Below are 24,858 nucleotides of genomic sequence, written 5' to 3'. Positions count from 1 at the left end.
AAGGATGTAGCGATGAAGACCCCGTTTTTGTTTATCGACCGCGACGGCACCCTGATTGAAGAGCCGGTGACCGACAAGCAGGTGGATAGCCTTGCCAAGCTGCGCTTCGAGCCCATGGTCATTCCGGTGCTGCGCGAGTTGCAGGCCGCTGGCTATGTGCTGGTGATGGTGACCAATCAGGATGGGCTGGGCACCGCCAGCCTGCCGCTGGAGAACTTCCAGCCACCCCACGACCTGATGATGCACCTGTTTGAATCGCAACGAGTGAAGTGGGAACAGGTGTTGATCTGCCCGCACTTCCCCACCGACGGCTGCAGCTGCCGCAAGCCCCACCTCGGGCTGGTGAAAGAGTACCTCGCCTCGGGTCGCATCGACTTTGCCAACTCCTTCGTGATTGGCGATCGCCAGACCGATCTGCAGCTGGCCGAGAACATGGGCATTGGCGGCATTCGCTACCACCCGCAGGATCACAACTGGCTCGCCATCCGTGATCAGCTGTTATCCAAGGGGCGCGTAGCCTCGGTGGAGCGCTACACCAAGGAGACCCGCATTCAGGTAGCTGTGGATCTCGACAACAGCGGCGGCAACCAGATCGCCACCGGCATCGGCTTCTTTGATCACATGCTGGATCAGATTGCCACCCACGCCGGTTTCCAGCTCAAGCTGAGCGTCAGCGGCGATCTGCATATCGACGATCACCACACGGTGGAAGACGTCGGGCTGGCGCTGGGCCAGGCGCTGCGCCAAGCCCTTGGCAACAAGCGCGGTATCGGCCGCTTCGGCTTCGTGCTGGCGATGGACGAAGTGCAGGCGGTGATCGATGCGCGCCCGCTGACCGAGCAGGAGGTAAGCACCGCACTGGATCTCAGCGGTCGCCCCTACTTCGTGTTCGACTGCCCGAGCGGTTTTGGCCGCGACAACGTGGGTGAGATGGCCACCGAGATGGTGCCCCACTTCTTCCGCTCCCTCTCGGATGCCATGGCCATCACATTGCAGATGAAGGTGGGCAGCGGCAACACCCACCATCAGGTGGAGGCGCTGTTCAAAGGCTTTGGCCGCGCCCTGCGTCAGGCCATTCGGGTGGAAGGGAGCGAGCTTCCCTCCAGCAAGGGAGTGCTGTGATGGATGTGAGCAAGCAGAAGCTGGTCATTATCGATACCGGCTGCGCTAACCTGGCCTCGGTCAGAATGGCGTTCGAGCGCCTCGGTGTGCAGCCGCTGGTCTCCAGCCAGGCAGCCGATATCGAGCAGGCGGACAAGCTGATCCTGCCCGGCGTCGGCACCGCGGTAGCCGCCATGAAGAACCTCAACGAGCGGGGGCTGGTGCCCCTTATTCGCGCCGCCAAGCAGCCGCTGCTGGGCTTTTGCCTCGGCATGCAGATGCTGGCGGAGGCCTCCGAAGAGAGCATGAGTGCCAATGGCAGTGAAGGCGATCTCATCGACTGTCTCGGCATAGTGCCGGGCAAGATCCGGTTGATGGAAGTGGGCACCTTACACCAGTCAAGCATGCGCCTGCCCCATATGGGCTGGAATCAGATTGAGCATGATGAGAGCCATCCTCTGCTCAAGGGGATCCCGAGCGGCAGCTACTTCTACTTCGTGCACTCCTATGCGCTGGAGGTGACAGAAGCAACGCTGGCGACTTGTGACTACGGCAACCCTTTTACCGCGATTGTGGCCCGTGAAAACTTCTTTGGCGCCCAATTCCACCCGGAGCGCTCAGGCGCAGCCGGTGCCCGTTTGCTGCAAAATTTTCTGGAGCTGTGACTAGCATGATCATTCCCGCAATTGACCTTATCAACGGTCAGGTGGTTCGCCTCTATCAGGGGGACTACGAGCAGAAGACCGAATACAGCAGCAGCCCGCAGGCCCGCTTCGATGAATATGTCTCCCAGGGGGCGGTGCAGCTCCATCTGGTAGATCTTGACGGTGCCAAGGATGCCAAGGCGCGCCAGCTGCCCCTGCTGACCCAACTGCTGTCGGCCACCGAAGCACCGGTACAAGTTGGCGGCGGCGTGCGTACCGAGCAGGATGTGGCGGATCTGCTGGCCGCCGGTGCCAGCCGGGTGGTGATTGGCTCCACCGCCGTCAAATCCCCGGATCTGGTAGCGAGCTGGATGGAGAAATATGGCCCCGAGCAGATCGTGCTGGCGCTGGACGTCAATATCGATGAGCAGGGCAATCGCCATATCGCGGTGGCAGGCTGGCAGGAGAACAGCGGCGTGACCATCGAAGCGCTGATCGAGCGCTTCCTCCCCGCCGGGCTCAAGCATGTGCTCTGCACCGACATCAGCCGTGACGGCACCCTGGCTGGCACCAACGTCGAGCTCTATCGGGATCTCTGCGCCCGCTACCCGAGCGTCGCCTTTCAGGCCTCCGGCGGCATTGGCGGCATCGCGGATATCGAGGCGCTCAAGGGTTCAGGGGTCAAGGGGATCATCCTTGGCCGCGCCCTGCTGGAGGGCAAGTTCTCGGTGGGTGACGCCATCGCCTGCTGGCAAGCTCCTGCAGCCGTTACCACAGGAGGTAACTGATGCTGGCAAGACGCATTATCCCCTGCCTCGACGTGAAGGATGGCGTGGTGGTCAAAGGGGTGCAGTTTCGCAACCACGAGGTGATGGGCGGCATAGTCGAGCTGGCACGCCGCTACGCCGAAGAGGGCGCTGACGAGCTGGTGTTCTATGACATCACCGCCTCCAGCGATGCCCGGGTAGTGGACAAGAGCTGGGTGAGCCGGGTAGCGGAGGTGATCGATATCCCCTTCTGCGTCGCCGGTGGCATCAAAAGCGTGGAAGACGCCCGCCAGATCCTCGAATTTGGCGCAGACAAGATCTCCATCAACTCTCCGGCGCTGGCCGACCCGACCCTTATCAGCCGACTGGCCGAGCGCTTTGGCGTGCAGTGCGTGGTGGTGGGCATTGACTCCTACTTCGATGCCGAGACGGGCCACTATCAGGTCAAACAGTTTACCGGTGACGAGAGTCGCACCCGCACCACCGCTTGGCACACCCTCGACTGGGTGCAGGAGGTGCAAAAGCGCGGCGCGGGCGAAATCGTGCTGAACGTGATGAATCAGGACGGCATGCGCCAGGGTTATGATCTCGACCAGCTCAAGCAAGTGCGCAGCGTCTGCAAGGTGCCGCTGATTGCCTCCGGCGGCGCCGGTGCCATGGTGCACTTTCGCGATGCCTTTACCCTCGCCGATGTAGATGGGGCGCTGGCCGCCTCTGTATTCCACAAGGGCCTTATCCCCATTCCCGAATTGAAACGCTGGCTGAAAACCGAAGGAGTCGCCATCCGTGAATAACTTCTCAGATAACACACAAACCACCGCCAGCGCGCGCCCCCTTGCCGAGCAACTCGACTGGGAAAAATGCGATGGCATGATCCCCGCCATCGTCCAGCACGCCGCCAGCGGCGAGGTACTGATGCAGGGCTTTATGACCCGTGAAGCGCTGGAAAAGACCCAGACTACCGGTCAGGTCACCTTCTTTAGCCGCAGCAAACAGCGGCTCTGGACCAAGGGTGAAAGCTCGGGCAATATGCTCCAACTCGTGGCTATCAGCACCGACTGCGATCAGGATTCCCTGCTGATTGCCGCCAACCCCGTCGGCCCTACCTGCCACAAGGGCACAACCTCCTGCTTTAACGGCCACCCGGTGCCACCCCTCGGTTTTCTGGCAGAGCTGGAGCAGGTGCTGGCCGCCCGCAAAGGGGCCGATCCGGACACCAGCTACACCGCCAGCCTCTATGGCAAAGGCACCAAGCGCATCGCCCAGAAGGTCGGTGAGGAAGGTGTTGAAGTGGCGCTGGCAGCCATGGCCAAGGATCGGGAAGAGCTCATCAACGAATCCGCCGATCTGCTCTACCACCTCACCGTGCTGCTGCAAAACGAAGGGCTGGGATTACAGGATGTCGTTCAGCGGCTTTATGAGCGGCATAATAAATAATCGTTAATGATTAAACGGGCTGACCGCCCGTTTAATCATTAAATCCGAGCATTAAAAAATCATCATAATCCATTATATTGAAATCAGAATGTTTATTGAACAATTGAATCACTGCCTGCTGCATTGAATATGATGTTTTATCAAACATAACTCCAGAATCTATTTGCTTATTTAGAAACTCAACATCTGTATTATAATCAAAACTTAAAGTATACAACCAAACAAAGTAACTTAAAGCATCTACTTTTGATATTGCAGATTGACACCGTTTATCTAATCCAGATAGATCAAAACTAATACTTACAGACTGCAACGCATGAATATCGAGTTTTTGTGCCCATTTTACCCATTCAAAATTTGGGTCTCCCCCATCTGACAGAACTCTTTTTAAGTTATACCTTTCCATCAACAAGGTATTGTAAGCCTCTCTTTTCCTAAGATGAATACAATAAAGCGTCACCAAGAAAACAATATCTATGCTTTTCCTAATATTGGTTAATATTGCGACTAGATGTGATATTAATCTATGCATATCTCGAAGCGACAATTCAAAAGCCTTTGAAATATCAGAAATGGTTTCAGCAAGCTGCATCTTTGACATCTTGGGATACAAAAGTAATTTGTCTGATAACCAAAAGTCATCGCCATAAAGATCTAATCTTGATTTAGCCATCTCATAACGAGAGCCTTGTTTCAAAGTACGTTGGCTATCATAGAATCGTTCAAGATATTTTTTACCATCAAATCCCTCCCCATAAATCACCTTGATAGCATGCTGCAACTGCTCGGTATCCGTTGCCAACACAAAGACCACGCCCTTAATATCAAAAATATGCTTGATGGTTTCCAGCATCTCTACCGCATAGGAGGGGCGACAGCGATCCAGCTCATCAATCAGGATAAATGCGGGAGCCTGTTTCTTTTTCTTGCCAATGATTGCCCCAACCCACTGCTGTATTTCGTGTTTGAGCAACTGTACTGCTTCTGTCTTTTTACGCGTGTCTTGAAAGAGAGATTCAACCAGCTTCCCCGCATCATCAGCCGTAATGACCTCCTGGACTTCATCGATATTGATGCCAGAGACTTTTTTAAACAGAGCCTTGGTGACTATCGGCGCAGTTGCTTTTAACAATGATGCCAATTTGGTCGACAGATAGGGGGAAAGCTGAGGGCTACCCGCTTCTTCTTTCAGCTGTTCAATAATCGACGAAATCACCGTCAATAAGGGATCATCGGAAAAGTCCTGCTGCCAGGCATCGATATAGACGGTGGGATAGTGCGCTTTCAGCTCCATATACCAGCGCTTGATAAACCAGGTTTTCCCTGCCCCCCATTCGGCATTGAGGTTGAGCACATAGTTGCGTTGCTTGCCTTCGGCGGCGAGGTAGTTGGTCAGAAAGTCGGCATAGCGGGCACGTTCAAGCCGATCACCAGCCAACTCTTCACTGCCCGCAATGGCCCCCGGCCCGTCCCACTGAACTGCGTCATCCCAATTAAACGGTGCCACTGCCATCTCGTATCTCTCCATATTGCGTTGCTGAGGATGATATCAGGGGCACAGTGAAAATAGTTTGATTAAAGACCTGTTTGTTGCCCTTTCTGCCGCTCGGGGTGGCGCATTTGATTGCTGATTAATTTCTCTGCTGCTAACCAATAATGCCGGGCCGATAAAGGGGGGAACAGGGTGATCTGTACAGCCACAGACTCGGTTGATTGCCTTTGAGCTCGCCAACGATGACAACCGTGTGACATGGCGCAGAACTTGCGGAAATAAACGCGAAACCTGACCTGTTCGGTGCTTTATTTAAAGCTGTTGATCTCTGTTGCGCGTCTTGTTCAACCGACCCATCGTAGCGACCCAAGGATGGCTAGCCCCATGAAGGATGAACCCTTCTCTATCCAGTTACAGCATGAGCTGGATCACCTCAAAGCCATCTTCAACGAGACGGACGCCTACATGTTTACCAAGGATCTGGCGGGCCGTTACACCTATGCCAATCAGGCGGTGCTGGATCTCTTTGGCTGCACCCTCGCCGAGTTGCAGGGGCAGGATGATCGGGCCTTTTTTGATCTCGAATTCTCCGACACCATTCAACGCAACGACCGGTTGGTACTGGAGCAGCAACTCGCCATCGCCCAGGAGGAGATCAACTACCTCAAATCCACCGGGGAAAAGCGCTGCTACTGGACAGTTAAAAAGCCCATCCATGACAAGGATGGCAACCTGATCGGCCTGTGCGGCATCTCCACCGATATCACGGAACACAAGCTGATCGAGGCCCGCATGGCGGAGCAGCATCAGCTGCTGGAAATCATCCTCGCCAACGTGGATGCCCATATCTATATGAAGGACAGCCTGCACCGCTTTCTCTACGTCAACCAAAAGGTCGCCGATCTGCTGGGCCTTCCTGCCGAGCAGATCATCAACCGGCGCGATGACGAGGTGATCCCCGCGGCCAGCGCCTGCCAGCTGTGGCGGCTGGACAACCGGGTATTCGAAACCGGCGAGCTGCAAGCCGGGGAAGAGATGCTGACCGATCCCGAAGGCAATCAGCACTACTACTGGTCGGTCAAGGTGCCCTTTCTGCTGGGGGATGGCACCCCGACCCTGATCGGGATCTCCTCCGACATTACCGAACTGCACCAGCTCAAGGAGCAGCTACACCAGCAGTCGGTGCGCGATGGCCTCACCGGTCTCTACAACCGCCGTTTCTTTTTCGAGTTGTGCGAGAAGAACCTCAGTCTGGACATGCGCCACCACCTCGCCTCGGTGCTGATGGTGCTGGATGTGGATCAGTTCAAGTGTATCAACGATCGCTTCGGTCACCCCCTTGGGGATAGCGCGCTGGTGCATCTGGGCAGGGTGATGCAATCAGTGCTGCGCAGCGAAGATGTGCTGGCCCGCATCGGCGGTGACGAGTTTGCCATCTTGCTACCCAACACCACCCTCTCGGCCGCCGCATCTCTGGCCGAGCGGCTGCGCCTGCAGGTGATGCAAAGCCCGCTGCCCCTGCCCGATGGGGATAAGCTGGTTATCACCATCAGCGCCGGACTGGTGGAAAATGGCGAAGGGGAGCTGATGGAGAGCCTCTACGCCCGCGCCGATCAGATGCTCTATCAGGCTAAACAGAGCGGCCGCAACTGCGTTGCCTGCAAGGCACCCTAGCCATACAACGGGAGGGCCAGCAGCCCTCCAACTCCCTCGAATCTCCCTTCTATGAAAGTCTGTGCTGGCTCCTTACGAACAGGCGGCTACCCCAGCTGTTTGCGCAGCACAAACTTTTGCACCTTGCCGGTCGAGGTTTTCGGCAGCGGGGTGAAGATGATGCGTTTGGGGGCCTTGAAGTGGGCCATCTGCTCCCGGCAAAAGGCGATCAACTCCGCCTGGGTGGTCTCTCGCCCCTCTTTCAGTTTGACGAAGGCGCAGGGCACCTCTCCCCACTTCTCATCGGGCATGGCGATCACTGCCGCTTCGTCCACATCGGGATGGCGATAGAGCACATCTTCCACCTCCAGACTGGAGATATTCTCCCCGCCGGAGATGATGATGTCCTTGGATCTGTCCTTGATCTCCACATAACCATCCGGGTGCCATACCGCCAGATCGCCACTGCGAAACCACCCCTCCGCCATCGCCTCGGCACTGGCCGCCGGATTTTTCAGATAGCCCTTCATCACCACATTACCGCGCAGCACTATCTCCCCCATGGTTTTGCCATCTTTGGCCACCGGTTCGCCGCTGACCGGATTGATGACCCGCATCTCCCCCTGCAGAGGCGACGCAACCCCCTGGCGCGCCTTGAGGCGGGAGAGCGCAGTGGCATCCTGCCCCTGCCAGCTTCTTTGCGGTTCGCACAACACGCAAGGGCCATAGGTTTCGGTCAGGCCATAGACGTGGGTCACAGCGATCCCCATCGCCTCCATCCCGGCGATCACGGTGGCGGGGGGCGCAGCGCCAGCGGTCATCACCTTGATGGGGTGATCCAGCCCCCGCTTGAGCGCCTGTTCAGCATTGTTGAGCATATTGAGCACGATGGGCGCCGCGCAAAAATGGCTCACCTTGTGCTCGTGCAGCGCCTCATAAATGGCGGCCGCCTGCACATGCCGCAGGCAGACGCTCACCCCGGCGGTGGCCGCCAGCGTCCAGGGGAAACACCAGCCGTTGCAGTGAAACATCGGCAAGGTCCAGAGATAGACGGGATGTTTGGGCAGCTCCCAGGAGAGCACGTTGTTGATGGCGTTGAGGTGGGCACCGCGGTGGTGATAGACCACCCCCTTGGGATTGCCCGTGGTGCCGGAGGTGTAGTTAAGGGATATCGCCTGCCACTCATCCTCTGGCAACCAGCCGGGTTCATCGCCGTTACCAGTGGCAATAAAGGTCTCATAGTCGAGGTCACTGACAAGCGCCCCCTCCCGGTAGAGGGGATCGTCGATGGCGATGACCAGCGGTTGGCACTCCAGCAGATCCAGCGCCTTGCGCACCACGGCACCAAACTCCCTGTCCACCAGCACCACCTTGCTCTGGGCATGCTGGAAGATAAAGGCCATCGACTCTGCATCGAGCCGGGTATTGATGGTGTTGAGCACGGCGCCGCTCATGGGCACCCCGAAGTGAGCTTCAAACATCGCCGGGATGTTGGGCGCAACGATGGAGACGGTATCCCCCTCCCCGATGCCGCGAAGCCGCAGAGCCGAGGCAAGCTGGCGGCAACGGCGGGCGGTCTCGCCCCAGCTCTGGCGTAGCGAGCCATGGATCAGCGCCGGATAGTCGGGATAGACCCGCTCCGCCCGCCCCAGAAAGCTGATGGGGGTCAGGGCCTCGAAATTGGCGGCGGTTTTGGCAAGGTCGCGCTCATAGATGTTCTGTACTGTCATCGGATTCCTTCCTCACAGGTGGCACAAAACGGGCTGTTCCGGGATGATTCAGAGATCAGCAAGCGACATGGGCATCCTGCCCGTCACTGGTCTCTTATGGGGATGACAGCCTAACAGTGAGCCTACGGCGGCAGGTATTAGCAAAACGTCTTAGACAGGGGCAGCCTGCTGCCAACAGAGGCCCCCTGTTTTCGTTGCAAAAAATATTTCATTACGGGAAAGCGTGCCATTTTTTTCACAGGCTGTTTTTGGCGAATAACGAAAAATGACGATAATGGAATATTATTCCGTCAAAACTGCTTTATATGTCATTTCATTCATCTCGGCACGCACTATTTTCATGATCTTTATTTAAGGTAAACAGCATAAAACGAAAGCTGAAATAGTTATTGCATAATAACTTTTATTTCATATCAGCTGTTAAATCCATGGAAAATAAATTTTGTGAGTCATCCCATAAAGCGAGCATGGCACCATGTTCATTCAGCCACACACGGGTTACGGTTACAACGTGAAACAATCTACCGGATGTTCAATATCAGGCCAGATTTCTCGCCAATCACTACGCAATCCACAGTGAGTTTGCGTACCTTGGATGTATGACGCAGAAACCCTATCGACCCGATATTCCGCCGAGCCCAAACCTGCTTTATCAAGGAGCATTTTATGTGTGCCGTGCCGAATACCACACCACGCAGACAATTCCCTACTGCATTTACCATTCTGTTTCTTATTATGTTACTTGCCATTGCGCTGACCTGGATAATTCCAGCGGGCGCCTATGCCAAGCTCTCTTATAATCCAGCCAGTGAAAGCCTGATGGTCAATAGCCCACAGGGGGAAATTAGCCGACTTCCCGCAACCCAGGATGCCCTGGCAAAACTCAATATCAATATTGCGGTGGAGCAATTTACCAACGGCACCATCCGCAAGCCCATCGCCATTCCCGGCACCTATGCACGGCTGGAGCAAGCGCCCAAGGGGCTCAGTGACGTGGCAGTCAGCATGGTCAAGGGCACCATAGAGGGGGCGGATATCATCGTCTTTATTCTGGTGCTCGGGGGGCTGATCGGCGTCATCAACAAGACAGGTGCCTTCAGTGCAGGGCTGGTGGCGTTGTCGCGCAAGACCCGGGGCAACGAGTTCCTGTTTGTGGCGCTGGTCTGCTTCGTAATGGCGCTGGGAGGCACCACCTGCGGACTGGAGGAAGAGGCGGTCGCCTTCTATCCCATACTGGTGCCCATTTTTCTGGCGCTCGGCTATGACTCCATCGTCTGCGTGGGAGCCATCTTCCTCGCTGCCTCCATGGGCACCACCTTCTCCACCATCAATCCCTTCTCGGTGGTGATCGCCTCCAATGCCGCCGGCATTCCCTTTACCGAGGGGCTGATCTTTCGCGCCATTGGCTGTCTGGTGGGCACCCTGGTGGTGATCAGTTATCTCTACTGGTACTGCAAGAAGATCAAGGCCAACCCTGCCTTCTCCTACACCTATGAGGACAGAGAGAGTTTTCGCGCCCGTTTTCTCAAAGAGGGCTCTATGGACGAAGGGGTGCCCTTCACCCTGCGCCGCAAGCTCATTCTGACCCTGTTTATCCTCGCCTTCCCGCTGATGGTGTGGGGCGTATCCATGGCCGGTTGGTGGTTTCCGCAGATGGCAGCTTCCTTCCTGACCATCGCCATCATCATCATTTTTATCTCGGGTCTCAAAGAGAAAGAGGCGGTCGAGGCCTTCACTCAGGGGGCGTCGGAGCTGGTGGCCGTCTCCCTCATCATCGGGCTGGCGCGGGGGGTCAATCTGGTACTGGATCAGGGGATGATCTCGGACACTATTCTGGCCTACGCCTCCGATCTGGTCTCCGGCATGCATGGCGCCGTGTTCGCGGTGGCACAGATGCTGGTGTTCACCCTCTTGGGGCTGGTGGTACCCTCCTCCTCGGGGCTCGCAGTGCTCTCCATGCCCATCATGGCACCGCTGGCAGATACTGTGATGATCCCCCGCTATATCGTGGTGTCGGCCTACAACTGGGGGCAATACGCCATGTTGTTTCTGGCCCCCACCGGACTGGTGCTGGTCACTCTGCAGATGCTCGGCATCCAGTTCAACAAGTGGGTCAAGTTCGTGCTGCCCATGGTGGGCTTTGTGCTGGGATTTGGCGCCCTGATGCTGGTGGCGCAAGTGATGTTGGCCTGATAGGTCTGTGATACATGAGTGACAACACCCCGAGCCTGGCGCGGGGTGTTCTTTTGTCAGTCTTAGTGGCGAACCCGTCCCTGCTGGCGGAAGCAGTAGAGTTTAAGGCTGATGTCGGCTATATCGGCAGGAAGCTCCTCTCCCTGCTCGGCCAGTGGCCGGTAGAGGGATGAGAGCAGACGTTCGGCCTGCTGCACCGTGATGATGTTGGCCTGGATGGCCGGGGTGATCCAGCTGGGTAACATTGACATATCTCCCCCTCATTGATCCGGTGATCTCGGGTGAACGTCTTCATATCAGGTCTTACGCAGTTGTCTGCCGACCCGTTCACCCTCTGCTTCACCCAATCAAAGCAAAATGCTTGCCGTGATCTCTTATCGGCCAACATCCGATGGGGCTGGAGCCATTTATCAACCACTTGCGTGGCCATCTCAACAAACAGAGTGCCCGTTCAAGACCTCCCTTGACCTGCCCCCGTCCACGCCTTGTCACTCTGGCATTCTGCTCACCGCCCGCCTTGCAAATTGCGACTCGAATTGCTCCTTATCACACTTGCTAAGTTCACCACACGTCGGAAACCGGTCACTTTTAGTCCGTTGTCGCCAAAGCCAGACACTTTTCCATGGCGGCTATTTTTTGACCTTGCCAGCGCCTGTCGCAGGCCCATCACCCTCGCCTTGTCCGGCCAACCAGTTGTGACAAGATGGCGCCAGATTGGAAGAGCCCGTATGGGTATGCAGGAGAACCATAAGATGAACAGATCCATGATGGCAGGTATCGGTATTGGCATCGCCTCGGCCCTGGCACTCTCGGCGGCGGCCAGCGGCTCCCTCTTTACACCCCAACCCACCTTTGCCGAGGTGATCGCCAGCAAGCCGATCACCGAGACCATCAAGACTCCCCGACAGGAGTGTCGCAACGTCACCGTGACCCACCGCAAGCCGGTACAGGATGAGCACAAGATCCTCGGCACAGTGGTTGGCGCGGCGCTGGGTGGCGTGGTTGGCCACCAGTTTGGCGGCGGCAGTGGCAAGAAGGTGGCCACCGCAGCCGGGGCAGTCGCGGGTGGCTATGCCGGTAATCAGGTGCAGGGCAATATGCAGGCGGGCGATACCTACACCACCACCGAACAGCGCTGCAAGACGGTGCAGGATACGAGCGTCAACACCATAGGTTATGACGTGACCTATCGCCTCGCAGGTCAGGAGGGGGTGATCCGCATGAAGCAAGCCCCGGGCGCCACCATTCCGGTCAAAGATGGCAAATTGGTGATCGACCAGCCAAAAGTGTGATTTCTCCTGACCCCACTCAGCAGCAGGCCCGCCTCTTTCGAGGCGGGCCTGTGTTTTTGGGCGGCTTGATTTCCTTTTTTCAAACAACGGCACTCAGGCTCATTGCGCCCAGTCAGTTACCCCTTGCAGCACTTTTTCACCGCCCGCACAACGTTCTGATACCCGGTGCAGCGGCACAGATTCCCCGATAGCCCGCGGCGGATCTCCGCATCGGTCAGCGGACGGCGCTCGGTCTTGTCGAGCAGGGCGGCGCTCGCCATCACAAGGCCCGGGGTGCAAAAACCGCACTGCACCGCCCCCTCATCGATAAAGGCCTGCTGTACATCGGAGAGTACATTCCCCTTACGCTCCCCCTCCACGGTGCGAATGGATTTGCCATCGGCCCAGACCGCCAGATAGAGGCAGCTGTCGATGGCAGTGCCATTCACCCGCACGGTACAGGCGCCGCACTCACCGACACTGCACCCCTCTTTCACACTGATCAGCCCCTGCCCGCGCAGGAAGTGGAGCAGCGACATGGTGGGCGGCACTGCATAGGAGTAAGGCTTGCCGTTGATCTCGCACTGGATCTCCACGGCGGGACAGCTTTGCGGTTGCATCATAGGATCTTGCCTCCGGCACGTTCGACTGCGCAGGCGACCACCCGCTGCGCCAGGGTTTTGATAAGGTGCAGGCGAAACTCTTTTTCCGCCCGCCAGGAGGAGCGCGGCGCCACATCGGCCACCACCGCCTCGGCAATCGCTGCCAGTGTGGCGCGAGTCAGGGGTTGCCCCTCGGCCGCAGCTTCGGCGTGCGGGGTACGCACCGGGGTCGGGGCCGCCACGCCATAGGCCAGCCGCAGGCGCTTGAAGTGACCATCCTCAATCTGGCAGTAGGCGGCGCAGCCGATGGTGGCGATATCCATGGCATCGCGCATGGCGTATTTGAAGTAGTGGGAGCCCACATGGGGGTGCGAGTCCGGCGCAAAGTGGAATGCCACCAGGATTTCTGCCGGTTGCAGCGCCACCTTGCCGGGACCGGTGTGAAAACCGGCGATGGGGATGCGGCGCGTACCATCGGGGCCGGCGATTTCCAGCTCTGCTTCCAGCGCGACGGTAGGCGCCGCCGAGTCGGCACTGGTAGCGCCGTTGCAGATATTGCCGCCATAGGTGGCAACGTTGCGGATCTGCGGGCCGGCGATGGTAGCGGCCGCCTCGGCCAGCATCGGCAGGCGGCGCTGCACCAGCTCGTTCTCGATGAGCTCGGTAAAGGTGGTGCCGGAGCCGATGCGGATCGACCCATCAGGCAACTCGCTCACCCCTTTGAGTTCGGGCAAGTCGTGAATATCGACGATATGACGATAGGCTGCGTTAAGGTGATGAAGCTGGATCATCACATCGGTGCCACCAGCCAAGAGACGCGCCTCGGGGTCAGCCTGACGCAGGGCGACCGCCTCGGCCACGCTGTGCGCCTTGTAGTAACAGGCAATATCAAACATGGTGTTGCTCCTCCCCTGATCCCTCGCCAATCAAACCCGCCGCGACAAACTCCCGGAACAGGGTTTTGGGGGTGATGGGCAGCTCGTTGATGGCCACCCCGGTCGCCATGCGAATGGCGTTACGGATAGCGGGGCCCGGCGAGATGATGGGCGGTTCACCCAGGGATTTGTGGCCATAGACCGACTGGGGCTCGTAGGTCTGCACGAAGTCGCATTCCAGCTCGGGCAAATCCAGCATGGTGGGGAACTTGTAGTCGAGCAGGTTGGGGTTGCGCACCACGCCGGTCTTGGCGTCGATAATCATCTCCTCGAACAGGGACCAGCCGATCCCCATCCCCATGCCGCCGTGTACCTGCCCCTCCGCCAGCTGCGGATTGAGGATCTTGCCGGCATCGTGCAGGTTGATGATGCGATTGATGGTCACCTTGCAGAGATCGATATCGACGCTGAGATCGACAAAGGTACAGCCGAAACTGGGCGGGTTGGTGGTGGTCTTGTGGGAGACCTCGGAGGTGATCTGGCCACCGATGGTGAGGTGGTAGTAGGCGTTGACCGACACCTCGGCGACGCTGATCCGCACCTTGTCCGGCGCACCGGCCAGCACCACGTAGCCGTCGATCAGGGTCAGCGATCCTACATCCTGATGGCAGAGTTGGGCCGCCAGCGACAAAATGCGCGCCCGCAACTGCAGCGCCGCCTGATGGATGGCGGGGGCCGCCACATAGCTCTGACGCGAGGCGAACGAGCCAGGATCATAGGCAGTAATGTCGGTATCCTGAGTCGAGATGACCCGGATCTGCTCAAACGGAATGCCCAACGTCTGGGCCGCCATCTGGGCAAAGACGGTATCCGACCCCTGCCCTATCTCGGTGGCGCCGATCTGCAGATTGACGGTGCCATCCTGATTGAGCAGCATGCGGGCGCCGGCAATTTCGACCCCCACCGGATAGGTGTTGGAGCCGTAGCTGAAACAGGCCACCCCGATGCCACGTCGCAGCCGGCTTGCAGGATCCTGCCCCAGACATTCGGCCTTGAGCCGAGCCCACTCGAACATCTCGCGACCACGCAGTAGGCAGTCCGGCAACCCGGCGCTATAGATGGTCTTCTGGTTGACCTGATTGATGTCCCCCTCGCGCGCCACGTTGGCGATCCGCACATCAAGCGGATCCAGCCCGAGTTCGGCGCAAGCGTCATCCAGCATGCACTCGAGGGCAAAAATCGCCTGCGGCGCGCCGTAACCGCGCATGGCACCGGCGGCGGGCAGGTTGCTGTAGAAGGTTTTGGCGTCATAGCCAAAGGCGCTGCGCGGATAGAGGTAGCTGATCTTGTTGCCCCCAGCGCTGGCGATGGAGTGGCCGTGAGAGGCATAGCCGCCGGTGTTGGAGAGCACGTCGAGCTGATAGCCCTTGAGGGTGCCGTCGCGGTTGAGGCCCATTTTGCCATCGATTGCAAAGCCGTGGCGGGTACGGGAGGCAAAGAAACACTCCTCCCGGCTCAGGGTCACCTTGACCGGCACGCCGCCAAGCTTGTAGCTCAAAAACGCCGCCATCGGCTCTTCCAGCACATCCTGCTTGTTGCCAAAACCGCCGCCCATATAGGGCTTGATCACCCGCACGCTGGACCAGGGCAGACCGAGGGATTTGGCCACGCGGCTGCGCACTATCTGGGGGATCTGGGTACTGCTGACGACGATGATGTGGTCCGGTTGATCCATATAGGCGTAGCAGGTCACCGTCTCCAGATGGCAGTGCTGCACCACCGGCGTCCGGTAGTGCCCCTGAAACTGCAGATCGGCCGCCGCGATGGCCTGCTCCGGGTCATTGGCGCGAAGCTGACTTTGCCGCAGCAGATTACCACTCGGATGAATGGGATAGGCATCGTCGGCCAGCGCGCTTTCGGCATCCGTCATCACCGGCAGCGGCTCGTAAGTCACCTTGACCAGGGCGGCAGCCTTCTCGGCCACCAGCGGATCCCGGGCCACCACGATGGCGACGCCATCGCCGAAGTGGCGTACATGGTCGGTGAGCAGACGGCGGTCTTTCACGTCCCGTTTCGCCTCATCGAGAGACCAGGCGTGACCGGCGGTGCGAAAACAGGTGGTGGGCACATCTTCATGGGTAAACACGGCTTCGACCCCGTGCAGGGCCAGCGCTTCGGTCGCATCAATGGCAAGCACCTTGCCGTGGGCAATATTGCTGCGCACGTACTTGGCGTGGCGCATCCCGAGCATGATGTTGTCATCGGTATAGCGGGCGCTGCCGGTCACCTTGGCCTCGGCATCCACCCGCTTGAGCGGTAATCCTATGGACATATGCAAGTCCTTTTTCGAATGGAAAAATCTGGAACCGACATAAAAAACAGCAAGATATGCGCCTGTTTCCCGCCATCGTCAGGAGAATGGGGATAAGTGTGAAGGGGATCCCATCTAGCCTGCTTTTGTTGGCCCGCAGCGACAAGCCAAGGGCAGCCCCTGAGCAAACGGGGCACATCAGCGGTGATAAAAGCGGCAGGGCGAGGAGAGCAAGGGGGGGAGCCTATCAATCTGGTAGGGGGATTTATCAAAATGGTATCGCGATGCCCCCCCAACTGCGGAGACAGCCTAGGCATAATGCCTGCATGGGCGGGCTAAAAATAACAGGCATAAAAATGGGGCCGCCAGAGCGACCCCAAACGGGCGGGTTATCCCTAAATAGCCCACCCCCCAGCATAAAAGAGCACCAGTGCCAGGGCGATGACCACGGTGCCGACGTTGAGCTTGTGCCACTCCTTGGAGCAGATGCGGCCGATCACCAGCGAGCTGAAGCCGAGCATGATGCCGGTGACGATATTGCAGGTGAGTACGATAAAGACGGCGCATACCAGCCCGGACATGGCCCCGACAAAGTCATCGAAATCGAGCTTGGTGACGTTGCTCAGCATCAAGAGCCCCACGTACATCAGGGCCGGTGCGGTGGCATAGGCCGGCACCAGATAGGAGAGCGGCGAGAGGAACAGCATCAGCAGGAACAGGCCGCCGACCACGGTCGCGGTCAGGCCGGTTTTGCCTCCCGCCGCCGTGCCCGCCGCCGACTCGATATAGACGGCAGCCGGGGCCGCCCCCACCAGACTGGAGAAGATGCTGCTGACCGAGTCGGCACTGAGCGCCTTGCCGCTGTTGATGATGTGACCATCCTTATCGAGCAGGTTGGCCTGCCCCGCCACGGCGCGGATGGTGCCGGTGGCATCGAATACCGCCGTCATTACCAGCGCCAGTACGCTGGGCAACACCAGCGGCGAGAGGGCCCCCATGATATCCAGACTGAAGATGAGGGACTTGCCCTGATCGTCCGAGAGGCTCGGCAGGGCGAACAGTCCCTGATACTTCACCGCCGGATCGAAAATCAGGCCGAAGATTGAGATGGCGATGATCACCAGCAGGATCCCGCCCGGTACTCTCAGCTTCTCCAGCCCGAAGATCACCGCAAGGCCGATCAGGGACATAATGACCGGCATAGAGGTAAAGGCTCCCAGCGCCACCGGCAGCCCCTCCAGCGGGTTCTTGATCACCAGCCCCACCCCGTTGGCGGCGATAAGCAGCAAGAAGAGACCAATCCCGATGCCGGTGCCGTGGGCAATCCCCATCGGCAGGTTGTCGAGGATCCAGCTACGCACCCCGGTCACCGAGATGGCGGTAAACAGCACCCCCATCAGGAAGACGGCCCCCAACGCCACCGGAATGGGGATCTGCTGCCCCAGCACCAGACTGAAGGCAGTAAACGCCGTGAGGGAAATAGCGCAGCCGATGGCCATCGGCAGCTTGGCCCAGAGCCCCATCAAGAGCGAACCGAAACCCGCCACCAGACAGGTGGCGACAAACACGGCGCCGGGGGGAAAGCCCGCCTTGCCGAGCATGCTCGGCACCACTATCACCGAGTAGACCATGGCAAGGAAGGTGGTGAGGCCCGCCAGAACCTCCTGTCTGACATTGCTGCCCCGCTCGCTGATCATAAAGTAGCGATCAAGAGCCGTGAGCGGCTGTTGCTTTGCTGCGCTCGGGCTGGCGTCATCATTGGCCAGCTGTTCCACGCTGTTTGTCCTGCTGTTTGCTTGGGTCATACCCAACTCCTTCACACGCGCCTGAATGTTCCATGACGAAATGGCGACAGGATCTGCGGGTCTGCCTCGCGCCAGTCTGATGAGAAACAGGCGATGGAGGCAGAGGATGCTACAGACAGACCAGGGCAGGCAGCCTTGACTCAAACGTTTGCCTTGCTGGTCAAAAAAACCGGGCCATTTCACGTTCTATGCGGGGAGATCCCCTGTGGTGCGGCAAGACTGGCGCCCCTGTGGGGCACGCCAGCCACCGTATTCGTTGGGGCTGCGCCGCGGCAGCCCACTCCAGCCCCTACCCCCGTTCATGCACCAGTTGGCCATCCACATAGGTGCGGTAGATGGATCTGTCATCCCCCAGGGTCAACAGCACAAAGAGCTTGTCCCGCAGGGTGGTGGAGTTGTCATAACGCAGCTGCTGCAGCGGGGTGGCGACCGGGTCGAGCACCACAAAATCCGCCTCCTTGCCCACCGCAAAGCTGCCGATCTTCTCGTCCAGCCCCAGCGAATGGGCGCCGCCCAGGGTGGCCAGATAGAAAGCCTGATAGGCCGAGAGCCGCTCCCCCTGCAACTGCATCACCTTGTAGGCCTCGTTGAGGGTCTGCAGCATGTTGAAGGTGGTACCGGCGCCAATGTCGGTGCCCATCCCCACCTTCACCTGCTTGCGCCACGCCTTGTGCAGCTTGAAGAGCCCGCTGCCCAGATAAAGATTCGAGGTGGGGCAGAAGGCGATGGTGGAGCCGGTCTCCTTCAGGCAATCCCACTCCTGCTCTTCCAGATGGACGCAGTGGGCAAACACGCAGTTGTGGCCGGTGAGCCCATGCTGGTGATAGACATCGAGATAGCCCTTGTGCGCCGGGAAAAGAGATTTGACCCAGGCGATCTCATCCTTGTTCTCGCACAGATGGGTGTGCAGATAGGTGGTGGGAAACTCTTCGCGCAGTCGCCGCGCCATCGCCAGCTGCTCGGGTGTCGAGGTGGGTGCAAATCGTGGTGTGATGGCATAGAGCAGTCGACCATTGCCGTGCCAGCGCTCGATAAGCTGCTTGCTCTGCACATAACTGCTCTCGGCGGTATCGAGCAAATAATCGGGCGCATTGCGATCCATCATTACCTTGCCCGCGATCATTCGCATGTTGATGCGGCTGGCCGCCTCGAACAGAGCATCCACCGACTCGGGGTGAACGGTGCCGAACACCAGCGCCGTGGTGGTGCCGTTGCGCAGCAGCTGCTTGATAAAGAAGGTGGACATCTCGCGGGCATATTCGAGATCGTTGTAACGCCGCTCGGCCGGGAAGGTGTGGCGGTTGAGCCACTCCAGCAGTTGCTCGCCATAGGCCCCCACCATCTCGCTCTGGGGGTAGTGAATGTGGGTATCGACAAAGCCGGGCACTATCATCTTGCCGCGATAATCCCGCACCCGCACCTCAGCCGGAATGCGATCCTTGCCCTCCTCCCACTCACCGAACCAGTCGATGCAACCGTTGCGAATGATCAGCAGACCATCCTCTATAAGGCGGGCGTTGGACTCAATCTCCTCGGGCTGATCCACCACCCGGGTGATATCGAAGAAGCTGCCGCGTACCGCTTTGACAGAGTTGTCGTTTTTCATAACCGTTTCCCTGTTTTTCTTGTTCTGTTGACGTTTTTTGCCGGTTTAACCGTCAGATCCGTTCCACTTGTGGCGCCACCGCCTGCCCGGGCACTGGCTCTGGTGACCCCTCAACCTTGCTGGCCAATGGCTGGCCCGCACTGCGGGCGGTAAAGATCACATCCGGCTTGTCGCTCAGCTGGATCACTTCAACCGCCTCTGCATCCCTGACGGCCGCCTTGCGTTTGCGGCTCTGTGGCAACACCAGATTCATGATGATGGCGGTGATGCCGCCGGCGCAGATGGGGTTCTCCACCAGCATGTAGATACCCGCCGGCAGCACCTTGAAGACGTTCGGGTCATAGGAAACGCCAAGCCCAAGACCCAGCGAGGTGGCGACAATCAGAGTCTCCCGCCGATCGAAGCCGTGGCTGATGATGATGCGACCACCGGCGATGGCGATCATCGAGAACATGATGACCATGGCGCCCCCCATCACAGGTGACGGTATGGTGGTAAAGAAGCGCCCTACTACGGGGAAGAGCCCCAGCAGCACCAGGATGACGGCGATAAACTTGCCCACATGGCGTGACGCCACCCCGGTCATCTGGATGACGCCGTTGTTCTGGGCAAAGGTGGTGAGTGGCAAAGAGCCGAGGGCCGAGGCGATCACCGAGACCAGACCGTCCGCCAGTACACCGCCGGAGAGCCGTTTTTGAAATTCAGGACCCTGAATATCCCGGTGGGAGACCATGGCGGTGGCGGTGATGTCCCCCACCGCCTCCAGCACGCTCAACAGATAGATGGTGCCCGCCAACATAAAGGCGTGAAAATCGAAGGAGAAACCGTACTTGAACGGGATCGGCACCGTAATAAGCGGCAGGTTTTCAAGGGCGGAGAAATCCACCATACCGAGCATCAGGGCCACCGCATAGCCCACCATCAGACCGATGGCGATCCCGCTCATCCGCAGCAGCGGGCTTCGGCTGCAGTTGAAGGCGACGATAACGCAGAGCACCAAGAGCCCCAGCCCGATGTGCTCGTATTTGCCAAAGGTGCCGCTGCTCATGGCGGAGAAGCCGCCGCCAAAATCGATGATCCCCACCTTGATAAGGCTCAGGCCAATCATCAGTACCACTACCCCGCTCACGGTCGGGGTGATCACCCGCTTGAGGTAGGGCAGCACAAAGGAGGAGCCCATCACCAGAAAGGCACCGACAAAGGAGACCCCGAGCAGGGTCGAGACGATCAGCTCCTCGTGGATGCCATCTTTTTTCATGGCGCCGCCGAGTGCGATCATCACGGTCACGAAGGAGAAGTTGACCGACTGGATGGAGAGCAGCCCCGAACCGATGGGGCCATAACGATTCACCTGCAGCCAGGTGCCAATACCGGAGGCGATCATCGCCATGGAGACCAGATAGGCGGTGGTCTCGGTGGAGAGGCCCAGGGCGCCGCCGACGATCAGCGCCGGGGTTACCATGGGAACAAAAATGGCCAGCAGATGGGTCACTGCACCCATCAGGGTTTGATAAAACGGGGGTTTGTCTTCCAGCTCGTAAATAAGATCCGAGTGCTTGCGTGTTGTTTTAGACATCGTGTTTGTCCCATCACACAGAATGTAGGCGGAGTACTCATTCCGCCGTCAGGCGCTGGGGGCGAGCTGGCGCCCGCCCCTCACCTTTTCTTTTGTTATGCCGACACTTTTTGCACCAGCTTGCCCAGTTCGCGCAGGATCTGCTCCGGCGTGAAGTGCCACTTGCGCAGCCAGACACCGCAGGCGTCGTGGATTGCGGTGGCGATGGCAGGCGCCGCGCCGTTCACCCCGATCTCCGAGATGGACTTGGCGCCGTAGGGGCCAACCTTGTCGTCACTCGGCACTAGGAAGGCCCGAAAATCGCGGGGAATGTCGCCAATCTTGGGCGCGCCATAGCTCTTGAGATCCCGGGTCAGCGGGATGCCCTTGCTGTCGTAGCAGATCTCCTCGGTCATGGTGTGGCCGATGGCCCGCATGGTCGCCCCGTAGATCTGGCCGAGGGCCAGCTCCGGGTTGATGGGCGTACCGCAGTCGAGCAGGGCGTAGAACTTGTCGAGGCGGATCTCGCCGGTTCTGACGTTGACCGCCACCTCGGCGAAGTTGGCCCCGTACGGGAAGGCAAGCTCCGAAGTAATGTAGCTGGCGGTGCCCACCAGAATGCCGAAGCCGGTACCGGTCTCGGCCTTGTGGGCCAGCTTGGCGAGGGTCACCTCCCCCTGCTTGCCGCGTACTATGCCCGGGTGAACCAGCTCCACATCCTCCACCGGCTCGCCCAGCATGGCGGCGCCGTGGAACAGGATCTTCGCCTTGAGGTTCTCGGCCGCCATCTTGGCCGCGTTGCCGGAGAAGCAGGTGCCTGACGAGGCGTAGGCTCCCTTGTCGAATAGCGCATGGTCGGTGTCGCCGGAGATCACATGCACATCGCTGAGCGGGCAACCGAGCACCTCGGCGGTCAGCTTGGCGACCACGGTATCGAGGCCGGTGCCGATATCGGCGCCACCGGAGTGGACGATAAAGGTGCCGTCCGATTCCAGCTTGACCATGCAGTTGGCCTGATCGATATCGGGGATCCCCGATTTTTGCATGATGATGGCGACACCACGGCCGATGCGCCAATCCCCGTCAGCGGGTTTGGGGCTATCCCAAGCAATCAGTTCGCGACCCTGTTTGAGGATGGGCTCGAGGGCGCAGCTGGCGGCGTGGGGCACAGAAGTCGGCATCTTGCCCTCGCCGATGGCACCGAGCACCTTGAGGATGTCTCCTTCGTGCACCCGGTTGTGCTCCACCATGTCGAGCTGATCGATCCCCAGTTTCTCGGCCAGTTCGGCAATGGCCATGGTCAGGGCAAAGTTGCCCTTGGGCGCGCCGTAGCCCTGATAGGCGCCGGTCGGACAGATGTTGCTGTAGTAGGTGTTGACGGTAAAGCGCACGTTGTCGCACGGATAGAGCGGCAGGGAGAGCGCCGGGCCGTTGCTTGGCACCGTCAATGAGTGGTTGCCGTAAGGGCCGGTGTTGGCACGAAAATCCATGTCGATGGCGGTGATGGTGCCATCTTTCTTGGCCCCCACTTTCACCTTCACCTTGGCCACGTGGCGGGAGGTGTTGCTGATGAACTCCTCTTCACGGGTGTAGCGGAAGGTGACCGGACGGCCGGTGACCTTGGTCGCCCAGGCGCACACCTCTTCCAACAGGATGTCCTGCTTGGAGCCAAAACCGCCCCCTACCCGCTCCTTGATCACGTGCACCTGATGTTGCTTGAGGCCGACGATGCGCGCCACCTGACGGCGCACGTGCCACGGCACCTGAGTGGAGGCGTGAATGACCAGACGATCCCCATCCATGTAGGTGAAGCAGATGTGCGGCTCGGTCGGGCACTGCTGGGCCTGGGTCGATTCGTAGGTGCGCTCGACAATCTCGTCCGCCTCGGCAAAGCCCTTGGCCACGTCGCCGATCTGGCCATGGACGCTGGCGGCCAGGTTCTCGTGGGGGCGGGAGCCGATGGGGAAGTTGATGATCATGTGCTCGTCGCCGCGGCGCACCGAGCAGGCGTTCTGCTGCTCGAGATCCGCCGGCGCACCGGCCATGTAGATAATGGGTTCGTCGTGCACCAGTGGTGCATTGGGGGCCATCGCTTCATCGATGGTCATGACCGCAGGCAGCACCTGATACTCGACATCGATGAGTTTGAGGGCCGCCAGAGCGACAGCTTCACTCTCGGCCACCACGGCGGCGACCCTGTCACCTACGTGGCGCACCTTGCGGCTGAACATACGGCGATCAAGCGGTGACGGCTCGGGGGCACTCTGGCCACCCGGGGTGTAAAACACATCCGGGCAGTTGAGATAGGTAATGACATGCACGACACCCGGCAGCGCCTCGGCGCGGCTCACATCGAGTTTGGTGATCACCGCATGGGGATGGGGACTGCGCAGCATCTTGATGATCAGCGCATCTTCAGTAACCCGATCCTCCACGTAGCAGGGCTTGGCCTGCACCATCTTGGCGGCGTCCACTTTTGGGCAGCTCTTGCCGATATGGCGCAAATCGTCGCGAAACTCGGGGGCGATCTGGCACAGGTAATCGGGATCCTTCATCCGTGAGCAAGCGAGCTCGATGGCCTGATAGAACTGCTGATAACCGCCATCGCGGTGAAACAGGCCCGAGAGGGCATCGTCGATTTGATCACGGGTCGGTTCGGGATGGCGATCAAGCAGGTCGGTGACGATGAGCGCGGCGGCCGGATCGTTGTAGCCGGACTGCACCACGCCCACATCCACCATTGCCTGCTGTACCAGACTGAGCTGGTTCCAGCTGCCCAGCGACTCGGCGGTGCGCACGTCTGCTCCATCCAGCTGGGCGGCGATCAGCAGGGAGGCGTTGATCACCTTGCCATTGAAGAGAATGGCGTCGGAGCCGGCAAAACCGAAGCCGTCGTCACTGTTGCGCACCGAGTGCATCCGGCATTGGTTGAACAGCACCCGTTGGGCATTGTCACCGGCCTTGCAGATGACGGTGCGCAGGGCACCGTTCAGGGTAAAGTTGAGTTCCATCATGCTTGCACCTCCTGCTGCTGGCAGTCCACCAGCAGATCCGCCACTACCACGCCGGTGATATACCGCTTGTAACTTATGCTGCCCGCCAAATCCTCACGGGGCGCAATCAGCTCGCTCACGGCGGCCTCCAGCGCGGCATCGTGCAGTTCGCGGCGCTCCAGATCCCGCAGACGCATCGGCTGCGGAGTAACGCCAGCGACGGCCACCCGCATCTCGCCAATGCTGTCGAGGGCCACGGCGGCGGTCATCACCGCCAAGCCGTCGGCGTTGCGGCTGATGCGGCGAGTGGCGCAGCGCAATTCAGGCTCCGGCAGCACAATCCCCAGCACCAGGGCATTGCGCTGGCCCGCCAGATAGGCGTCGATGGGTTGCAGCAGGTTGTTCTCCAGCACCACCACGGCTTCGAGTACCAGCAGTACCGGCAGCAAGGGTGAGTCCTGCTGCTGGCAGGCAATTTCGCCGCCGAGGGTGGCCTGATTGCGCAGATGGCGGGAGTAGACAAACCCCAGCGCGTCGCACAGGGCGGCCGGGGTACGGGGATCATCTTTCAGGGTCTGCAGGGTGACGGTGGCGCCGATATGGAGCTGGCCATGCTGTTGCTCAATCTGGTTCAGTCCCAGCTTGTCCAGTGAGATAGCGACCTTCTTGTCGGTGCGAGTCGGAGCGGCGTTAAGCTTGCTGCCGCCCCCCATGTAGACGGCGTCGTTGCCGAAACTGGCCTTGAGTTCCAAAGCCTGACCCAGTTGCTCGGGTCGGAAGAATTGCTCAATCATGTGTCGTCCTTACTCTTGCTGCCCGCCGC

At 59.2% G+C, this 24,858-nt stretch carries 19 protein-coding genes; 8 read left to right on the top strand and 11 right to left on the bottom strand.

Features of this window, described 5'->3' with window-relative positions; all coding sequences use genetic code 11:
* The first annotated feature begins 12 nt into the window (after positions 1–12).
* The 5 genes from hisB to hisIE are packed head-to-tail and all read left to right on the top strand — an operon-like array spanning position 13 to position 3,949.
* Positions 13–1,122, top strand: coding sequence for a bifunctional histidinol-phosphatase/imidazoleglycerol-phosphate dehydratase HisB (gene hisB / locus OKC43_RS08370; RefSeq protein WP_236271402.1), 1,110 nt, complete (start codon positions 13–15; stop codon positions 1,120–1,122).
* Complete coding sequence (gene hisH, locus OKC43_RS08365; RefSeq protein ID WP_236271401.1) at positions 1,122–1,766, top strand: imidazole glycerol phosphate synthase subunit HisH; 645 nt, start codon at positions 1,122–1,124, stop codon at positions 1,764–1,766. The genes hisB and hisH overlap by 1 nt, the downstream gene beginning before the upstream one ends.
* 5 nt (positions 1,767–1,771) lie before the next feature.
* The gene (hisA, locus tag OKC43_RS08360) at positions 1,772–2,533 is read left to right on the top strand and encodes a 1-(5-phosphoribosyl)-5-[(5-phosphoribosylamino)methylideneamino]imidazole-4-carboxamide isomerase (RefSeq protein WP_043850846.1); all 762 of its coding nucleotides are present in this window, start codon (positions 1,772–1,774) and stop codon (positions 2,531–2,533) included.
* A complete protein-coding gene (hisF, locus tag OKC43_RS08355; RefSeq protein ID WP_236271400.1) occupies positions 2,533–3,306 on the top strand; it encodes an imidazole glycerol phosphate synthase subunit HisF in 774 nt (257 codons plus the stop codon). Before hisA ends, hisF begins: the two co-directional genes overlap by 1 nt.
* Complete coding sequence (hisIE, locus tag OKC43_RS08350) at positions 3,299–3,949, top strand: bifunctional phosphoribosyl-AMP cyclohydrolase/phosphoribosyl-ATP diphosphatase HisIE (protein ID WP_236271399.1); 651 nt, start codon at positions 3,299–3,301, stop codon at positions 3,947–3,949. The genes hisF and hisIE overlap by 8 nt, the downstream gene beginning before the upstream one ends.
* Positions 3,950–3,980: 31 nt before the next feature.
* Here the strand turns inward: hisIE and OKC43_RS08345 are convergent, their stop codons facing one another.
* On the bottom strand, positions 3,981–5,462 hold the full coding sequence (locus OKC43_RS08345) for a KAP family P-loop NTPase fold protein (RefSeq protein WP_236271398.1): 1,482 nt from the start codon (positions 5,460–5,462) through the stop codon (positions 3,981–3,983).
* 363 nt (positions 5,463–5,825) lie between these two features.
* On the opposite strand from OKC43_RS08345, the gene OKC43_RS08340 reads away from it, so the two are divergent.
* Positions 5,826–7,115, top strand: coding sequence for a sensor domain-containing diguanylate cyclase (locus OKC43_RS08340; RefSeq protein ID WP_236271397.1), 1,290 nt, complete (start codon positions 5,826–5,828; stop codon positions 7,113–7,115).
* 86 nt (positions 7,116–7,201) lie between these two features.
* On the opposite strand, the gene OKC43_RS08335 is transcribed toward OKC43_RS08340, so the two are convergent.
* Positions 7,202–8,824 carry an acyl-CoA synthetase gene (locus OKC43_RS08335; RefSeq protein WP_236271396.1) on the bottom strand — a complete coding sequence of 541 codons (1,623 nt, stop codon included), beginning with the start codon at positions 8,822–8,824 and terminating at the stop codon, positions 7,202–7,204.
* 666 nt (positions 8,825–9,490) lie between these two features.
* On the opposite strand from OKC43_RS08335, the gene OKC43_RS08330 reads away from it, so the two are divergent.
* Positions 9,491–11,017, top strand: coding sequence for a YfcC family protein (locus OKC43_RS08330; RefSeq protein WP_064338008.1), 1,527 nt, complete (start codon positions 9,491–9,493; stop codon positions 11,015–11,017).
* Positions 11,018–11,079: 62 nt separating this feature from the next.
* Here the strand turns inward: OKC43_RS08330 and OKC43_RS08325 are convergent, their stop codons facing one another.
* Entirely contained in the window at positions 11,080–11,268 is a 189-nt protein-coding gene (locus OKC43_RS08325; RefSeq protein ID WP_005345660.1) for a hypothetical protein, read from the bottom strand.
* 501 nt (positions 11,269–11,769) lie between these two features.
* On the opposite strand from OKC43_RS08325, the gene OKC43_RS08320 reads away from it, so the two are divergent.
* Complete coding sequence (locus OKC43_RS08320) at positions 11,770–12,309, top strand: glycine zipper 2TM domain-containing protein (RefSeq protein WP_026035120.1); 540 nt, start codon at positions 11,770–11,772, stop codon at positions 12,307–12,309.
* Positions 12,310–12,425: 116 nt separating this feature from the next.
* Here the strand turns inward: OKC43_RS08320 and xdhC are convergent, their stop codons facing one another.
* From xdhC to ygfM, 8 genes are all read right to left on the bottom strand, one after another.
* Entirely contained in the window at positions 12,426–12,911 is a 486-nt protein-coding gene (gene xdhC / locus OKC43_RS08315) for a xanthine dehydrogenase iron sulfur-binding subunit XdhC (protein WP_064338009.1), read from the bottom strand.
* Entirely contained in the window at positions 12,908–13,786 is an 879-nt protein-coding gene (gene xdhB / locus OKC43_RS08310) for a xanthine dehydrogenase FAD-binding subunit XdhB (protein WP_236271395.1), read from the bottom strand. The genes xdhC and xdhB overlap by 4 nt, the downstream gene beginning before the upstream one ends.
* The gene (gene xdhA / locus OKC43_RS08305; protein WP_236271394.1) at positions 13,779–16,097 is read right to left on the bottom strand and encodes a xanthine dehydrogenase molybdenum-binding subunit XdhA; all 2,319 of its coding nucleotides are present in this window, start codon (positions 16,095–16,097) and stop codon (positions 13,779–13,781) included. Before xdhA ends, xdhB begins: the two co-directional genes overlap by 8 nt.
* 374 nt (positions 16,098–16,471) lie before the next feature.
* Positions 16,472–17,773, bottom strand: coding sequence for an NCS2 family permease (locus OKC43_RS08300; protein ID WP_180343373.1), 1,302 nt, complete (start codon positions 17,771–17,773; stop codon positions 16,472–16,474).
* Between the two features lie 397 nt (positions 17,774–18,170).
* Positions 18,171–19,487, bottom strand: coding sequence for a guanine deaminase (gene guaD, locus OKC43_RS08295; RefSeq protein WP_005336781.1), 1,317 nt, complete (start codon positions 19,485–19,487; stop codon positions 18,171–18,173).
* 52 nt (positions 19,488–19,539) lie between these two features.
* Positions 19,540–21,063, bottom strand: a complete 1,524-nt coding sequence (locus OKC43_RS08290; protein WP_047440060.1) for a nucleobase:cation symporter-2 family protein — start codon at positions 21,061–21,063, stop codon at positions 19,540–19,542.
* A gap of 95 nt (positions 21,064–21,158) precedes the next feature.
* Positions 21,159–24,056, bottom strand: coding sequence for a molybdopterin-dependent oxidoreductase Mo/Fe-S-binding subunit (locus tag OKC43_RS08285; RefSeq protein WP_236271393.1), 2,898 nt, complete (start codon positions 24,054–24,056; stop codon positions 21,159–21,161).
* Positions 24,053–24,829 (bottom strand): molybdopterin-dependent oxidoreductase FAD-binding subunit, encoded by a 777-nt coding sequence (ygfM, locus tag OKC43_RS08280; protein ID WP_236271392.1) that lies wholly within the window; start codon positions 24,827–24,829, stop codon positions 24,053–24,055. The genes OKC43_RS08285 and ygfM overlap by 4 nt, the downstream gene beginning before the upstream one ends.
* Positions 24,830–24,858 lie beyond the last annotated feature (29 nt).

Origin of the sequence: Aeromonas sp. Y289-2 (assembly GCF_027705925.1) — a bacterium.
Lineage (GTDB): Bacteria > Pseudomonadota > Gammaproteobacteria > Enterobacterales > Aeromonadaceae > Aeromonas > Aeromonas veronii.
The sequence above is the reverse complement of the archived record's forward strand: the minus strand, read 5'-3'. Positions and strand labels throughout refer to the sequence as shown.

Excerpts from the sequence above, each read along its gene's own strand:
- hisF (WP_236271400.1), top strand. The coding sequence starts at position 2,533 with ATGCTGGCAAGACGCATTATCCCCTGCCTCGACGTGAAGGATGGCGTG.
- OKC43_RS08345 (WP_236271398.1), bottom strand. The coding sequence starts at position 5,462 with ATGGCAGTGGCACCGTTTAATTGGGATGACGCAGTTCAGTGGGACGGG.
- hisH (WP_236271401.1), top strand. The coding sequence starts at position 1,122 with ATGGATGTGAGCAAGCAGAAGCTGGTCATTATCGATACCGGCTGCGCT.
- hisA (WP_043850846.1), top strand. The coding sequence starts at position 1,772 with ATGATCATTCCCGCAATTGACCTTATCAACGGTCAGGTGGTTCGCCTC.
- OKC43_RS08320 (WP_026035120.1), top strand. The coding sequence starts at position 11,770 with ATGAACAGATCCATGATGGCAGGTATCGGTATTGGCATCGCCTCGGCC.
- xdhB (WP_236271395.1), bottom strand. The coding sequence starts at position 13,786 with ATGTTTGATATTGCCTGTTACTACAAGGCGCACAGCGTGGCCGAGGCG.
- OKC43_RS08340 (WP_236271397.1), top strand. The coding sequence starts at position 5,826 with ATGAAGGATGAACCCTTCTCTATCCAGTTACAGCATGAGCTGGATCAC.
- OKC43_RS08325 (WP_005345660.1), bottom strand. The coding sequence starts at position 11,268 with ATGTCAATGTTACCCAGCTGGATCACCCCGGCCATCCAGGCCAACATC.
- OKC43_RS08335 (WP_236271396.1), bottom strand. The coding sequence starts at position 8,824 with ATGACAGTACAGAACATCTATGAGCGCGACCTTGCCAAAACCGCCGCC.
- OKC43_RS08300 (WP_180343373.1), bottom strand. The coding sequence starts at position 17,773 with ATGATCAGCGAGCGGGGCAGCAATGTCAGACAGGAGGTTCTGGCGGGC.
- OKC43_RS08330 (WP_064338008.1), top strand. The coding sequence starts at position 9,491 with ATGTGTGCCGTGCCGAATACCACACCACGCAGACAATTCCCTACTGCA.
- xdhA (WP_236271394.1), bottom strand. The coding sequence starts at position 16,097 with ATGTCCATAGGATTACCGCTCAAGCGGGTGGATGCCGAGGCCAAGGTG.
- ygfM (WP_236271392.1), bottom strand. The coding sequence starts at position 24,829 with ATGATTGAGCAATTCTTCCGACCCGAGCAACTGGGTCAGGCTTTGGAA.
- xdhC (WP_064338009.1), bottom strand. The coding sequence starts at position 12,911 with ATGATGCAACCGCAAAGCTGTCCCGCCGTGGAGATCCAGTGCGAGATC.
- OKC43_RS08285 (WP_236271393.1), bottom strand. The coding sequence starts at position 24,056 with ATGATGGAACTCAACTTTACCCTGAACGGTGCCCTGCGCACCGTCATC.
- OKC43_RS08290 (WP_047440060.1), bottom strand. The coding sequence starts at position 21,063 with ATGTCTAAAACAACACGCAAGCACTCGGATCTTATTTACGAGCTGGAA.
- guaD (WP_005336781.1), bottom strand. The coding sequence starts at position 19,487 with ATGAAAAACGACAACTCTGTCAAAGCGGTACGCGGCAGCTTCTTCGAT.
- hisB (WP_236271402.1), top strand. The coding sequence starts at position 13 with ATGAAGACCCCGTTTTTGTTTATCGACCGCGACGGCACCCTGATTGAA.